The sequence below is a fragment of the Lysobacter sp. Soil_C_15 genome, from assembly GCF_057657315.1.
This window is the reverse complement of the sequence record NZ_JBDGIR010000004.1, coordinates 467,289-482,600: the sequence shown is the minus strand read 5'-3', so window position 1 is coordinate 482,600 and position 15,312 is coordinate 467,289. Positions and strand designations below refer to the sequence as shown.

The 15,312-nt window shown below is 66.0% G+C and carries 7 protein-coding genes; all 7 read left to right on the top strand.

Features of this window, described 5'->3' with window-relative positions; translation table 11 throughout:
- The first annotated feature begins 236 nt into the window (after window positions 1-236).
- The 7 genes from rpoB to AC3A57_RS12535 all read left to right on the top strand — a co-directional run bounded on the left by rpoB (window position 237) and on the right by AC3A57_RS12535 (window position 15,312).
- Window positions 237-4,400 carry a DNA-directed RNA polymerase subunit beta gene (gene rpoB, locus AC3A57_RS12565; RefSeq protein WP_487579205.1) on the top strand — a complete coding sequence of 1,388 codons (4,164 nt, stop codon included), beginning with the start codon at window positions 237-239 and terminating at the stop codon, window positions 4,398-4,400.
- 114 nt (window positions 4,401-4,514) lie between these two features.
- A complete protein-coding gene (gene rpoC / locus AC3A57_RS12560) occupies window positions 4,515-8,738 on the top strand; it encodes a DNA-directed RNA polymerase subunit beta' (RefSeq protein WP_487579204.1) in 4,224 nt (1,407 codons plus the stop codon).
- Between the two features lie 441 nt (window positions 8,739-9,179).
- Entirely contained in the window at window positions 9,180-9,554 is a 375-nt protein-coding gene (gene rpsL / locus AC3A57_RS12555; RefSeq protein ID WP_064746583.1) for a 30S ribosomal protein S12, read from the top strand.
- Between the two features lie 80 nt (window positions 9,555-9,634).
- On the top strand, window positions 9,635-10,102 hold the full coding sequence (rpsG, locus tag AC3A57_RS12550) for a 30S ribosomal protein S7 (RefSeq protein ID WP_064746582.1): 468 nt from the start codon (window positions 9,635-9,637) through the stop codon (window positions 10,100-10,102).
- A 141-nt stretch (window positions 10,103-10,243) separates the two neighbouring features.
- The gene (gene fusA / locus AC3A57_RS12545; protein WP_487579203.1) at window positions 10,244-12,361 is read left to right on the top strand and encodes an elongation factor G; all 2,118 of its coding nucleotides are present in this window, start codon (window positions 10,244-10,246) and stop codon (window positions 12,359-12,361) included.
- 154 nt (window positions 12,362-12,515) lie between these two features.
- Window positions 12,516-13,706: an elongation factor Tu gene (tuf, locus tag AC3A57_RS12540; RefSeq protein ID WP_487579202.1), complete on the top strand. Its 1,191-nt coding sequence runs from the start codon at window positions 12,516-12,518 to the stop codon at window positions 13,704-13,706.
- 925 nt (window positions 13,707-14,631) lie between these two features.
- Entirely contained in the window at window positions 14,632-15,312 is a 681-nt protein-coding gene (locus AC3A57_RS12535) for a hypothetical protein (RefSeq protein WP_487579201.1), read from the top strand.

The following is a 15,312-nucleotide window of genomic DNA, read 5'->3' as shown; positions in this document are numbered from 1 at the left end:
CAGAAGCAGCCTTCGGCTCTTACCGATTCTCCATTCCCCATTCCCGATTCCCGGCTCCACCCGAGTTGTCAGTCGGAAGTAGCGGGAGAGGGCGTGCTGGTGCCGGCAATACCAGCGACTTCCCACTGGCAATTTTTACGTCATTAGTCCCCACGAGCCGCGGACGCGCGGTTCGCCCGGAGATCCGCCTGCGGCGGGTTTCCCGGCCCATTAGCTAATCGAGGCGGTAGCTCACCATGACCACAGCTTCCACGAACTATTCGTTCACCGAAAAGAAGCGAATCCGCAAGGACTTCGGCAAGCGCAAGTCCATCCTCGAAGTTCCCTTCCTGCTCGCGATCCAGGTCGATTCCTACCGCGAATTCCTGCAGGAACACACCGACCCGGCCAAGCGCGCCGATCGCGGCCTGCACGCGGCCCTCAAGTCGGTGTTCCCGATTTCCAGCTACAGCGGCAACGCCGCGCTCGAGTACGTCGGCTACAAGCTCGGCGACCCGGTGTTCGACGAGCGCGAATGCCGCAACCGCGGCCTGTCCTACGGCGCCCCGCTGCGCGTGACCGTGCGCCTGGTGATCTACGACCGCGAGTCGTCGACCAAGGCCATCAAGTACGTCAAGGAGCAGGAAGTCTACATGGGCGAAATTCCGCTCATGACCGACAACGGCACCTTCATCGTCAACGGCACCGAGCGCGTCATCGTCTCGCAGCTGCACCGTTCGCCGGGCGTGTTCTTCGATCACGACCGCGGCAAGACCCACAGCTCGGGCAAGCTGCTGTACAGCGCCCGCATCATCCCCTACCGCGGCTCCTGGCTGGACTTCGAGTTCGACCCGAAGGACGCGCTGTTCACCCGTATCGACCGTCGCCGCAAGCTGCCGGTGACCGTGCTGCTGCGCGCGCTCGGTTACAACAACGAGGAGATGCTCAACGAGTTCTTCGAGATCAACACCTTCCACATCATGCCCGAGGGCGTGCAGTGGGAGCTGGTCTCCGAGCGCCTGCGCGGCGAAACCCTCGACTTCGATCTGGCCGACGGCGACCGCGTCATCGTCGAGGCGGGCAAGCGCGTCACCGCGCGCCACGTCAAGCAGCTCGAGCAGTCGGGCATCGAAGCCCTGGCCGTGCCGGACAGCTACCTGGTCGGCCGCATCCTCTCCCACGACGTGGTCGACACCAAGTCGGGCGAGCTGCTGGCCTCGGCCAACGACGAAATCCACGACGATCACCTGGTCGCGTTCCGTCGCGCCGGCATCGAGTCGGTCGGCACCATCTGGGTCAACGACCTCGACCGCGGTCCGTACATCTCCAACACCCTGCGCATCGACCCGTCGAAGACGCAGCTGGAAGCGCTGGTCGAGATCTACCGGATGATGCGTCCGGGCGAACCGCCGACCAAGGACGCCGCCCAGAACCTGTTCCACAACCTGTTCTTCACCTTCGAGCGCTACGACCTGTCGGGCGTCGGCCGGATGAAGTTCAACCGCCGCATCGGCCGCAAGGAAACCACCGGCGCTTCGGTGCTGTACGACGCCAAGTACTTCGCCGACCGCAAGGACGACGAATCGGTGCGCCTGCGCAACGACCTCGGCCAGACCTCGGACATCCTCGACGTGATCCGCGTCCTGACCGAGATCCGCAACGGCCGCGGCGTGGTCGACGACATCGACCACCTGGGCAACCGCCGCGTGCGTTCGGTCGGCGAAATGGCCGAGAACACCTTCCGCGTCGGCCTGGTCCGCGTCGAGCGCGCGGTCAAGGAGCGCCTGTCGATGGCCGAGTCCGAAGGCCTGACCCCGCAGGAGCTGATCAACGCCAAGCCGGTGGCCGCCGCGATCAAGGAGTTCTTCGGCTCCTCGCAGCTGTCGCAGTTCATGGACCAGAACAACCCGCTGTCGGAAGTCACCCACAAGCGCCGCGTCTCGGCGCTGGGCCCGGGCGGCCTGACCCGCGAGCGCGCCGGCTTCGAAGTGCGCGACGTGCACCCGACCCACTACGGCCGCGTCTGCACCATCGAAACGCCTGAAGGCCCCAACATCGGCCTGATCAACTCGCTGGCGGTGTTCGCCCGCACCAACCAGTACGGCTTCCTGGAGACGCCGTACCGCAAGGTCGTGGACGGCAAGGTCACCGACGACGTCGAGTTCCTGTCGGCGATCGAGGAGAACGAGTACGTCATCGCCCAGGCCAACGCGCCGCAGGACGAGAAGGGCATGATCACCGCCCAGTTCGTCGCCTGCCGCTTCCAGGGCGAAACCCTGCTCAAGCCGCCGAGCGAGATCCACTTCATGGACGTCTCGCCGATGCAGACCGTGTCGGTCGCGGCCGCGCTGGTTCCGTTCCTGGAGCACGACGACGCCAACCGCGCGCTGATGGGCGCGAACATGCAGCGTCAGGCGGTTCCGACCCTGCGCGCGCAGAAGCCGCTGGTCGGCACCGGCATCGAGCGCGCCGTGGCGCGCGACTCGGGCGTGACCGTGAACGCCAAGCGCGGCGGCGTGATCGAGCAGGTCGACGCCGGCCGCATCGTGGTCAAGGTGGTCGAAGAGGAGATCTCCGGCGTCACCGACGCGGGCGTCGACATCTACAACCTGATCAAGTACACCCGCTCCAACCAGAACACCTGCATCAACCAGCGTCCGCTGGTGAAGGTGGGCGACGTGGTGGCGCGCGGCGACGTGCTGGCCGACGGTCCCTCGACCGACATCGGCGAGCTGGCGCTGGGCCAGAACATGCTGGTCGCGTTCATGCCGTGGAACGGCTACAACTTCGAAGACTCGATCCTGCTCTCCGAGCGCGTGGTCGAAGAGGATCGCTACACCACGATCCACATCGAAGAGCTGACCTGCGTCGCGCGCGACACCAAGCTGGGGCCGGAAGAAATCTCCGCCGACATCCCCAACGTCTCCGAGCAGGCGCTGAACCGCCTCGACGAGTCGGGCGTGGTCTACATCGGCGCCGAAGTGCGCGCCGGCGACATCCTGGTCGGCAAGGTCACCCCGAAGGGCGAGTCGCAGCTGACTCCGGAAGAGAAGCTGCTGCGCGCGATCTTCGGCGAGAAGGCCTCCGACGTTAAGGACAGCTCGCTGCGCGTGCCGCCGGGCATGGACGGCACCGTCATCGACGTGCAGGTCTTCACCCGCGACGGCATCGAGAAGGACAAGCGCGCCCGCCAGATCGAAGAGTCGGAAATCCGCCGGGTCAAGAAGGACTTCGACGACCAGTTCCGGATCCTCGAGGCGGCGATCTACGACCGCCTGCGCTCGCAGCTGATCGGCAAGGTCGCCAACGGCGGCGCCGGCCTGAAGAAGGGCGACACCGTCACCTCGCTGGTGCTGGACGGCCTGAAGAAGTCCGACTGGTTCACCCTGCGCATGAAGGACGAGGAAGCGATCGAGGCGATCGAGCGCGCGCAGAAGCAGATCGAAGTCCACCAGAAGGAGTTCGAGCGCCGCTTCGCCGACAAGCGCGGCAAGATCACCCAGGGCGACGACCTCGCTCCGGGCGTGCTGAAGATGGTCAAGGTGTTCCTGGCCGTTAAGCGCCGCATCCAGCCGGGCGACAAGATGGCCGGCCGCCACGGCAACAAGGGCGTCGTGTCGACCATCGTGCCGGTCGAGGACATGCCGTACGCCGCCGACGGCCAGACCGTCGACATCGTGCTGAACCCGCTGGGCGTGCCGTCGCGTATGAACATCGGCCAGATCCTCGAGGTGCATCTGGGCTGGGCCGCCAAGGGCCTGGGCCAGAAGATCCAGCGCATGCTGGAGGCGCAGCAGAAGATCGCCGAACTGCGCAAGTTCCTCGACGAGATCTACAACCACGACAACAAGCTGCACGGCCAGCGCGTCGACCTGAAGCAGTTCAGCGACGAGGAACTGCTGACCCTGGCGCGCAACCTGACCGACGGCGTGCCGATGGCGACCCCGGTGTTCGACGGCGCGGCCGAAGTCGAGATCAAGAAGATGCTCGAACTCGCCGACCTGCCGACCGGCGGCCAGACCATCCTGCACGACGGCCGCACCGGCGAGGCGTTCGAGCGTCCGGTGACCATCGGCTACATGCACATGCTGAAGCTGAACCACCTGGTCGACGACAAGATGCACGCCCGTTCGACCGGCCCGTACTCGCTCGTCACCCAGCAGCCGCTGGGCGGCAAGGCGCAGTTCGGCGGCCAGCGTTTCGGCGAAATGGAAGTCTGGGCGCTGGAAGCCTACGGCGCGGCCTACACCCTGCAGGAAATGCTGACGGTGAAGTCCGACGACGTGCAGGGCCGCAACCAGATGTACAAGAACATCGTCGACGGCGAGTACGAGATGGTCGCCGGCATGCCGGAGTCCTTCAACGTGCTGGTGAAGGAAATCCGCTCGCTGGCCATCAACATGGAGCTGGAAGAGAACTGAGGAATGCCGGGAATCGGGACCGGGGAATAGGGAGTCGCAAAAGCGCCCCGTCCCCGTCCCGAAACCCGCTCCAACCATTCCCCATTCTCGATTCCCGATTCCCGGAGAGTTCAAATGAAAGACTTGCTCAATCTCTTCAACCAGCAGCGCCCCGCGCTGGACTTCGACGCGATCAAGATCGCGCTGGCCTCGCCGGACCTGATCCGTTCGTGGTCGTTCGGCGAAGTGAAGAAGCCGGAAACCATCAACTACCGCACCTTCAAGCCCGAGCGCGACGGCCTGTTCTGCGCCGCCATCTTCGGTCCGATCAAGGACTACGAGTGCCTGTGCGGCAAGTACAAGCGCATGAAGCACCGCGGCGTGGTCTGCGAGAAGTGCGGCACCGAAGTGACCCTGGCCAAGGTGCGCCGCGAGCGCATGGGCCACATCGACCTGGCCTCGCCGGTCGCGCACATCTGGTTCCTCAAGTCGCTGCCCTCGCGCATCGGCCTGATGCTGGACATGACCCTGCGCGACATCGAGCGGATCCTGTACTTCGAAGCCTATGTGGTGACCGAGCCGGGCCTGACCCCGATGGAGCGCGGCAACCTGCTGACCGAAGAGCAGTACCTGCAGGCGCGCCAGGAGCACGGCGACGACTTCGAGGCCGCGATGGGCGCCGAGGCGGTCTACGACCTGCTGCGCACCATCGACCTGCAGTCGGAAATGCTGCAGCTGAAGGAAGAGATCGCCTCGACCAACAGCGAAACCAAGCTCAAGCGCCTGACCAAGCGGATCAAGCTGGTCGAAGCCTTCCTCGAGTCCGGCAACCGTCCGGAGTGGATGGTCATGACCGTGCTGCCGGTGCTGCCGCCGGACCTGCGTCCGCTGGTGCCGCTGGACGGCGGCCGCTTCGCGACCTCCGACCTGAACGACCTGTACCGCCGCGTCATCAACCGTAACAACCGCCTGCGCCGCCTGCTCGAACTCAACGCGCCCGACATCATCGTGCGCAACGAGAAGCGCATGCTGCAGGAATCGGTCGACGCGCTGATGGACAACGGCCGCCGCGGCCGCGCCATCACCGGCACCAACAAGCGCCCGCTCAAGTCGCTGGCCGACATGATCAAGGGCAAGCAGGGCCGGTTCCGCCAGAACCTGCTCGGCAAGCGCGTGGACTACTCGGGCCGTTCGGTCATCGTGGTCGGTCCGACCCTGCGCCTGCACGAGTGCGGCCTGCCGAAGAAGATGGCGCTGGAGCTGTTCAAGCCGTTCATCTTCGCCAAGCTGCAGCGTCGCGGCCTGGCCACCACCATCAAGGCGGCCAAGAAGCTGGTCGAGCGCGAAGAGCCGGAAGTCTGGGACATCCTGGAAGAGGTGATCCGCGAGCATCCGGTGCTGCTGAACCGCGCCCCGACCCTGCACCGCCTCGGCATCCAGGCGTTCGAGCCGGTGCTGATCGAAGGCAAGGCGATCCAGCTGCACCCGCTGGTCTGCACCGCGTTCAACGCCGACTTCGACGGCGACCAGATGGCCGTGCACGTGCCGCTGAGCCTGGAGGCCCAGCTGGAAGCGCGCGCGCTGATGATGGCGTCGAACAACATCCTGTCGCCGGCCAACGGCGAGCCGATCATCGTGCCGTCGCAGGACGTCGTGCTCGGCCTGTACTACATGACCCGCGCCCTGGAGAACAAGGCGGGCGAGGGCATGGCGTTCGCCAACGTGGCCGAAGTCAAGCGCGCCTACGACAACCGCGTCGTGCAGCTGCACGCCAAGGTCAAGGTCCGCATCAGCGAGACCGTGATCAACGAGGACGGCACCCGCTCGCCGAAGACCTCGGTCGTCGACACCACCGTCGGCCGCGCCCTGCTGCGCGAGATTCTGCCGGAAGGCCTGCCGTTCGCCCTGGCCAACACCGAGTTGACCAAGAAGAACATCAGCCGCCTGATCAACTCGTGCTACCGCATGCTCGGCCTGAAGGACACGGTCGTGTTCGCCGACCGCCTGATGTACACCGGCTTCGGTTACGCGACCCGCGCCGGCGTGTCGATCGGCATCGACGACATGATCATCCCGGGCGAGAAGAAGGGCATCCTGGCCGAGGCCGAGTCGGAAGTGCTGGAAATCCAGCAGCAGTACCAGTCCGGCCTGGTCACCGCGGGCGAGCGCTACAACAAGGTCGTCGACATCTGGTCGCGCACCAACGAGCGCGTGGCCAAGGCGATGATGGACGCGATCGGCACCGACACCGTGACCAACGCCAAGGGCGAGTCGGTCCCGCAGAAGTCGATGAACTCGATCTACATCATGGCCGACTCCGGCGCCCGCGGTTCGCAGGCGCAGATCCGTCAGCTGGCCGGCATGCGCGGCCTGATGGCGCGTCCGGACGGCTCGATCATCGAGACCCCGATCACCGCGAACTTCCGCGAAGGCCTGAACGTTCTGCAGTACTTCATCTCGACCCACGGCGCCCGTAAGGGCCTGGCGGATACCGCGCTGAAGACCGCGAACTCGGGTTACCTGACCCGTCGACTGGTCGACGTGGCCCAGGACGTGGTGATCACCGAAACCGACTGCGGCACCGTCGAGGGTCTGACCATGACCCCGATCGTCGAAGGCGGCGACGTGGTCGAACCGCTGCGCGACCGGGTGCTCGGCCGCGTCGTGGCCGAGGACGTGTTCCTGCCCGGCAACGACGAGGATCCGATCGTCACCCGCAACACCCTGCTCGACGAAGCCTGGGTGCAGAAGCTCGAGGACGCCAGCGTCCAGTCGATCAAGGTGCGTTCGACCATCACCTGCGAAAGCAGCTTCGGCGTGTGCGCGCACTGCTACGGTCGCGACCTCGGCCGCGGCCACCTGGTCAACCACGGCGAAGCGGTCGGCGTCGTCGCCGCGCAGTCGATCGGCGAGCCCGGCACGCAGCTGACCATGCGTACGTTCCACATCGGCGGCGCGGCTTCGCGAGCGGCGGCGATCGACAACGTCACGGTCAAGACCACCGGTTCGATCAAGTTCAACAACCTCAAGCACGTCGAACACGCCAACGGCCATCTGGTCGCGGTCTCGCGTTCGGGCGAACTGTCGGTGCTCGACCCGCACGGCCGCGAGCGCGAGCGCTACAAGCTGCCGTACGGCGCCACGGTCAGCGTCAAGGACGGCGCCGAGATCAAGGCCGGCCAGACCGTCGCCAACTGGGATCCGCATAACCACCCGATCGTCTCGGAAGTGGCCGGCTTCGTCCGCTTCATCGACTTCGTCGACGGCGTCACCGTCATCGAGAAGACCGACGAACTGACCGGCCTGGCCTCGCGCGAGATCACCGATCCCAAGCGTCGCGGCTCGCAGGGCAAGGACCTGCGTCCGATCGTCCGCATCGTCGACAAGAACGGCAAGGATCTGCAGATCCCGGGTACCGACCTGCCGGCGCAGTACCTGCTGCCGCCGCGCTCGATCGTCAACCTGCAGGACGGCGCGCCGGTCGGCGTCGGCGACGTGGTCGCCAAGATCCCGCAGGAAGCGTCCAAGACCCGCGACATCACCGGCGGTCTGCCGCGCGTGGCCGACCTGTTCGAAGCGCGCAAGCCCAAGGACCCGGCGATCCTGGCCGAAGTCTCGGGCATCGTCAGCTTCGGCAAGGACACCAAGGGCAAGCAGCGCCTGATCATCAAGCAGGCCGACGGCAGCGAGCACGAGGAGCTGATTCCCAAGTACCGCCAGATCATCGTGTTCGAAGGCGAGCACGTGGAGAAGGGCGAGACCGTGGTGGACGGCGAACCGAGCCCGCAGGACATCCTGCGCCTGCTCGGGGTCGAGCCGCTGGCGGTGTACCTGACCAAGGAAATCCAGGACGTCTACCGCCTGCAGGGCGTGAAGATCAACGACAAGCACATCGAGGTGATCGTTCGCCAGATGCTGCGCAAGGTCGAGATCGTCGATCAGGGCGACAGCAAGTTCCTCAACGGCGAGCAGGTCGAGCGTCAGCGCCTGATCGAAGAGAACGCGCGCCTGGCCGCCCGCAGCGAGATCGTCGCCAAGGTCGACCCGGTCCTGCTCGGCATCACCAAGGCCTCGCTGGCGACCGAGTCGTTCATCTCGGCGGCTTCGTTCCAGGAAACCACCCGCGTCCTCACCGAGGCGGCGGTCCGCGGCACCCGCGACGGCCTGCGCGGCCTGAAGGAGAACGTGATCGTCGGTCGCCTGATCCCGGCCGGTACCGGCCTGGCGTACCACACCCAGCGGCGCAAGAACGCTTCGGGTCTGACCGACTCGGAGATGGAAGCGCTGGCAGGCCCGGTGAGCGTGGCGGTCGAGGCTCCGGCCGCGGCCGAAACGGTCGCCGGCGACGACGCCGAGTAAGCGGCGTTCGCCGCGCCCGGTCCGGCCGCCAGGCCGGGCCGGCGCCGGCAAAGCCGAGGTTGCAGGCAAGGCGGGCAGCGATGCCCGCCTTGTTTTTTGCCCGATCGCCGCGGCCCCGGGGCCGCTCCGGGCGGGCGGGGGATGGCAAGTCCGGCAAAACCTGCTATGCTCGCGAATCGGATTGGACCCTATGGGTCGCATTCCCAGATCACGAAATTAGGCGCAGGGAGCGCCTAGTGTTCGGCCCAGGGTAGGGCGGGATCATCGAATTAGGAACGAATCTGGCGCTGCCGCAGCGCTGGCTTCGCCTGTTCGCGCTGCCTGCGTTGACGGAAACGTTAAGCGCGGGCTATACTTTTTCGTCTCGGCGGGTCGGGTGCATTCGGCTTGCCGTTCGTTTCTCACGAAGCGGCCGCCCGGCCCCTCAATCAAGAGTTCCAGATGGCAACCATCAATCAGCTCGTCCGCAAGCCGCGGCAGGCGACCACCTACAAGAGCACCTCGCCGGCGCTCGCGAACTGCCCGCAGCGTCGCGGCGTTTGCACCCGCGTCTACACCACCACCCCGAAGAAGCCGAACTCGGCGCTGCGCAAGGTCGCCAAGGTGCGCCTGACCAACGGTTACGAAGTCATTTCGTACATCGGCGGCGAAGGCCACAACCTGCAGGAGCACTCGGTGGTGCTGATCCGCGGCGGCCGCGTCAAGGACCTGCCGGGCGTGCGTTACCACACCGTGCGCGGCTCGCTCGACGCCGCCGGCGTCGCCAAGCGCCGCCAGGGCCGTTCCAAGTACGGCGCCAAGCGTCCGAAGTCCTAAGCGCGTCGCTGCCCAGGCGCGCGCATCGCGCCGCCGCCCGCAAGCACGTCTGTCCAGAATCACGAAAATAGGTACGCACCATGTCGCGTAAAGGTTCCACCCCGCAGCGTTCGGTTCTGCCCGATCCCAAGCACGGCAGCGAGACGATCGCGCGCTTCATCAATATGGTCATGCAGAGCGGCAAGAAGTCCGTCGCCGAGAAGATCGTCTACGGCGCCATGGACGTCATCGGCGAAAAGAATCCGAACGCCCTCGAGCTGGTCGAGAAGGCGCTGACCAACGTTTCGCCGTCGGTCGAAGTGAAGTCGCGCCGCGTCGGCGGCGCCACCTACCAGGTGCCGGTCGAAGTGCGCTCCTCGCGCCGCATGGCGCTGGCCATGCGCTGGCTGATCGAGTCGGCCCGCAAGCGCGGCGAAAGCTCGATGCCGCGCAAGCTCGCCGCCGAACTGCTCGACGCTTCCGAGAACCGCGGCGCGGCGATCAAGAAGCGCGAAGAAACCCACCGCATGGCGGAAGCGAACCGCGCGTTCGCTCACTACCGCTGGTGATCGCGGCGCCCTGACGACAGGGCCTTCGCAACATCCGCATGAGATGTTGCCGCGGCGGCTTCGAGGCCGCCTAGCGAACCGGAGGCCGCCGATAAGGCGGCGTCCGGCCATCTGGAATTCGAAAACTTACGAGAGGGTCCCGTGGCTCGCACCACTCCCATCGAGCGTTACCGCAACTTCGGCATCATGGCCCACATCGATGCCGGCAAGACCACCACGTCGGAACGCATCCTGTTCTACACCGGCGTCAGCCACAAGATCGGCGAAGTGCACGAAGGTGCCGCGACGATGGACTGGATGGAGCAGGAGCAGGAGCGCGGCATCACCATCACGTCGGCCGCGACGACCGCGTTCTGGAAGGGCATGGACAAGTCCCTGCCGGAGCATCGCTTCAACATCATCGACACCCCCGGGCACGTCGACTTCACCATCGAAGTCGAGCGCTCGCTGCGCGTGCTCGACGGCGCGGTGTTCGTGCTGTGCGCCGTCGGCGGCGTGCAGCCGCAGTCCGAGACCGTTTGGCGCCAGGCCAACAAGTACTCGGTTCCGCGCATGGCGTTCGTCAACAAGATGGACCGCACCGGCGCCAACTTCGATAAGGTCGTCGAACAGCTGAAGGCCCGCCTGGGCGCCTACGCCGTGCCGATGCAGGTGCCGATCGGCGCCGAAGACGGCTTCGAAGGCGTGGTCGACCTGCTGAAGATGAAGGCGATCCACTGGGACGTCGCTTCGCAGGGCACCAAGTTCGAGTACCGCGACATCCCGGCCGAGCTGCAGTCCAAGGCCGAGGAAGCCCGCAGCTTCATGATCGAAGCCGCAGCGGAAGCCTCGGAAGACCTGATGGAGAAGTACCTGGGCGGCGAAGAGCTGACCGAGGCCGAAATCATCGCCGGTCTGCGCGAGCGCACCCTGAAGGTCGAGATCGTGCCGGTGTTCTGCGGCTCGGCGTTCAAGAACAAGGGCGTGCAGGCCATGCTCGACGGCGTGATCAACCTGCTGCCGTCGCCGTCCGACCGTCCGCCGGTCGCCGGCATCGACGAGGACGAGAAGGAAGACACCCGCAAGGCGTCCGACACCGAGCCGTTCTCGGCGCTGGCGTTCAAGATCATGACCGACCCGTTCGTGGGTTCGCTGACCTTCTTCCGCGTCTACTCGGGCGTGCTGAACTCGGGCGACCAGGTGTACAACCCGGTCAAGTCGAAGAAGGAACGCGTCGGCCGCATCCTGCAGATGCACGCCAACCAGCGCGACGAAATCAAGGAAGTCCGCGCCGGCGACATCGCCGCGGCCGTGGGCCTGAAGGACGTGACCACCGGCGACACGCTGTGCGCGCAGGACCACATCATCACCCTTGAGCGCATGGTGTTCCCGGAGCCCGTCATCTCGATGGCGGTCGAGCCGAAGACCAAGTCGGACCAGGAAAAGATGGGCATCGCCCTGGGCCGCCTGGCGCAGGAAGATCCTTCGTTCCGCGTGCGCACCGACGAGGAATCGGGCCAGACCATCATCGCCGGCATGGGCGAGCTGCACCTGGACATCCTCGTCGACCGCATGAAGCGCGAGTTCAACGTCGAAGCCAACGTCGGCAAGCCGCAGGTGGCGTACCGCGAGACGATCCGCAAGTCGGACGTCAAGTCGGACTACAAGCACGCCAAGCAGTCCGGCGGTAAGGGTCAGTACGGTCACGTGGTGATCGAGCTGTCGCCGATGAACGAGAAGGACCGCGCCAATCCGGACGTCGAGAACGACTTCCTGTTCGTCAACGACATCACCGGCGGCGTGATTCCGAAGGAATTCATCCCGGCGGTCGAGAAGGGCCTGCGCGAGACCATCACCAGCGGCCCGCTGGCCGGCTTCCCGGTCGTGGGCGTCAAGGTCAAGCTCGTGTTCGGTTCCTACCACGACGTCGACTCGTCGGAAATGGCGTTCAAGCTCGCCGCGTCGATGGCCTTCAAGGAAGGCTTCCGCAAGGCCGATCCGGTCCTGCTCGAGCCGATGATGAAGGTCGAAGTCGTGACGCCGGAAGAGTACGTCGGCGACGTGATGGGCGACCTGAGCCGTCGTCGCGGCCTGCTCCAGGGCCAGGACGACACGCCGTCGGGCAAGACCATCAACGCGATGGTGCCGCTGGGCGAAATGTTCGGCTATGCGACCACCATCCGCTCGCTGACCCAGGGTCGCGCGACGTTCACGATGGAATTCGATCACTACGCCGAAGCGCCGAACAACATCGCCGAGACCGTGATCAAGAAGGGCTGATCAAGCCGGGATTCGGCGATCGGGATCCGGGATTCGCAACGCGAGTTCCGGGTCCGGTCGGCCCGAATCCGATCGCAGACAACGGGGTCGGGAGACGCGCTCGCGGATCCCGGATCCCAAACCACGAATCACCGCAATTTAAAGAGAGACAACCATGGCTAAGGGTAAATTCGAGCGCACCAAGCCGCACGTGAACGTCGGCACGATCGGTCACGTCGACCACGGCAAGACCACGCTGACGGCCGCTCTGACCAAGGTCGGCGCCGAGCGTTTCGGTGGCGAATTCAAGGCGTACGACGCGATCGACGCGGCGCCGGAAGAAAAGGCTCGCGGCATCACGATCTCGACCGCGCACGTGGAATACGAATCGGCTTCGCGCCACTACGCGCACGTCGACTGCCCGGGCCACGCCGACTACGTGAAGAACATGATCACCGGCGCGGCGCAGATGGACGGCGCGATCCTGGTGTGCTCGGCCGCTGACGGCCCGATGCCGCAGACCCGCGAGCACATCCTGCTGTCGCGTCAGGTCGGCGTGCCGTACATCGTCGTGTTCCTGAACAAGGCCGACATGGTCGACGACGCCGAGCTGCTCGAGCTGGTCGAGATGGAAGTGCGCGAGCTGCTGACCAAGTACGAGTTCCCGGGCGACGACACCCCGATCATCCACGGCTCGGCCCGTCTGGCGCTGGAAGGCGACCAGAGCGAAATCGGCGTGCCGGCGATCCTGAAGCTGGTCGACGCGCTGGACACCTTCATTCCGGAGCCGGAGCGCGCGATCGACAAGCCGTTCCTGATGCCGGTGGAAGACGTGTTCTCGATCTCGGGCCGCGGCACCGTGGTGACCGGCCGTATCGAGCGCGGCATCATCAAGGTGGGCGACGAAATCGAAATCGTCGGCATCCGCCCGACCCAGAAGACCACGGTCACCGGCGTGGAAATGTTCCGCAAGCTGCTGGACCAGGGCCAGGCGGGCGACAACGCGGGCCTGCTGCTGCGCGGCACCAAGCGCGACGACGTCGAGCGCGGCCAGGTGCTGGCCAAGCCGGGTTCGATCACCCCGCACACCGAGTTCGAAGCCGAAGTCTACGTGCTGTCGAAGGACGAAGGCGGCCGCCACACCCCGTTCTTCAAGGGCTACCGTCCGCAGTTCTACTTCCGTACCACCGACATCACCGGTGCGGTGACCCTGCCGGAAGGCGTCGAGATGGTCATGCCGGGCGACAACATCAAGATGACCGTCGCCCTGATCAACCCGGTGGCGATGGACGAAGGCCTGCGCTTCGCGATCCGCGAAGGCGGCCGTACCGTCGGCGCCGGCGTGGTGGCGAAGATCATCAAGTAATTCGCGGTAGAGCAATCCGCGGCGCGCCGGGCTCCCGGTTCGCCGCTCGCGCTGGCGGCCTTCGGGCCGCCAGCGTCGTTTTGGGGGTTCGATTTTCGGCTGGGCCACGCGGGCGGGACGACGAGCCGGTCGCCGAGACTTCCCCGCCGCGCGGCCGGGCGCGCGGCGGGGGATGCTGTGGCGCGGCTATCCGGCGAGCAGGTACGGGCAAGAAGGGCGAAGCAGGGCGCCAGCGCGCGGCGTAAGCCTGTGCGCGCTGCGCCGGCGCGCCAGGTGCGGAGGGGCGGCTTGCGGCCGCCGCAAACGTCCGCTGCAAGCCGCCGATCCCGGCGATCGTGCGAGGGTGGGGCGCCCCATGGCCCCCGGGCGGCTGCATGCGTTCGACTTCGGCGGCGAATCGATCGGTTTCAAAAAACGCGAGCCAGACGTGGCGTCGATTCTCGGATGCGCTGCGGACGCAGTCGATCCGGTTCGGTTTTTTGCGGTCGGCGACGGCGCTTGCGCGCCTTGGATCCTGGGGTTGCAGGAAAGTGGCCCCAATGGAGGCGGCTCTTTTCAGTGCCGTGCGGTTTGGGCCGCAGGGGAGCGATTATCGACCGGCGGCGAATATGGAAGCTCGGCCGCAGCGCGCTTGCGGTTATTTGGTTCGATAATCATTTTCAAAAAATGCCTGATTCCATAGGGGTTTTCCCCTAATGCGCTTCATTTACTACTCAATTGAAACTATGCTGCGCGGCAATGCCGGGGTTGAGCGTTTGGCTTAGCGCGTCACGGTGTCATTGAGCAGAGGGTCGATTAAATAATGGTAATTCCAGGGTGTTCACGTAGTTAATCAATTTTCGCTTGACCGTCGTTACGGAGAAACTAACTTTCGTCGCGGGGCGCGGCCGCGCACTTTCCCCTGAACGACGAAAGGAGTTTTTCCATGAAGTATGTGTGTCTCGGTTATGCCCTCGCCTTGGGCCTGGCGCTGCAGGCGCCATCGCCGGTGCAGGCGCAGCAGGCCCGCGCGACTGCGGCCGCCCCGGTCCTGGCGGATGCGCAGGCCCGTCACCTGATCCAGGGCTGGATCGCCGCGCGCTCGGTCTCGGCCGAACAGGCGGCGAGCCTGGTCAGCGTGCTGAGCCTGGACGGCGAGCAGTCGCTGCGCGGGTTGCGGGTCGGCCGGGGGGTGTCGGTCGCATTCGTCGATCCGCAGCTGCTGCTGACGGGCCGCGATATCGCCCAGGCCGCGCAAAGCGCCTCGACCCTGCGCTACGTGCTGTGGAACGGGCAGACCCCGGTCGGCCTGGCCACCCTCGAGCCCGACGCCAAGGGGCGCTACCAGGTGGTCGGCATCGGCGCCGCCGGCCTGGCCAACGAGATCGAGGCCGTCGCCCTGCAGCAACGCGGGCAGGGCGGCTTGCGCCTGGTGCGCAGCCGCCAGGGCGTAGCCGATTTCCTCGAGCTGCGCGACGCCGGCCGGGCCGCGCGTTATGTGCCGCTGGCCGCGGCGCGCGCCAACCTGGCCCTGGATGCGAACGCCGACGCCTCGCGAGCGCTGACCGCCGCCCAGGCCACCCCCGCCTTGCGTGCCGCCGTGGCCGCAGCCCTCAAGCGTCCATGA

Bases quoted from the DNA above. Each gene is read 5' to 3' on its own strand.
- rpoB (WP_487579205.1), top strand. From the start codon at position 237: ATGACCACAGCTTCCACGAACTATTCGTTCACCGAAAAGAAGCGAATC.
- rpoC (WP_487579204.1), top strand. From the start codon at position 4,515: ATGAAAGACTTGCTCAATCTCTTCAACCAGCAGCGCCCCGCGCTGGAC.
- rpsL (WP_064746583.1), top strand. From the start codon at position 9,180: ATGGCAACCATCAATCAGCTCGTCCGCAAGCCGCGGCAGGCGACCACC.
- rpsG (WP_064746582.1), top strand. From the start codon at position 9,635: ATGTCGCGTAAAGGTTCCACCCCGCAGCGTTCGGTTCTGCCCGATCCC.
- tuf (WP_487579202.1), top strand. From the start codon at position 12,516: ATGGCTAAGGGTAAATTCGAGCGCACCAAGCCGCACGTGAACGTCGGC.
- AC3A57_RS12535 (WP_487579201.1), top strand. From the start codon at position 14,632: ATGAAGTATGTGTGTCTCGGTTATGCCCTCGCCTTGGGCCTGGCGCTG.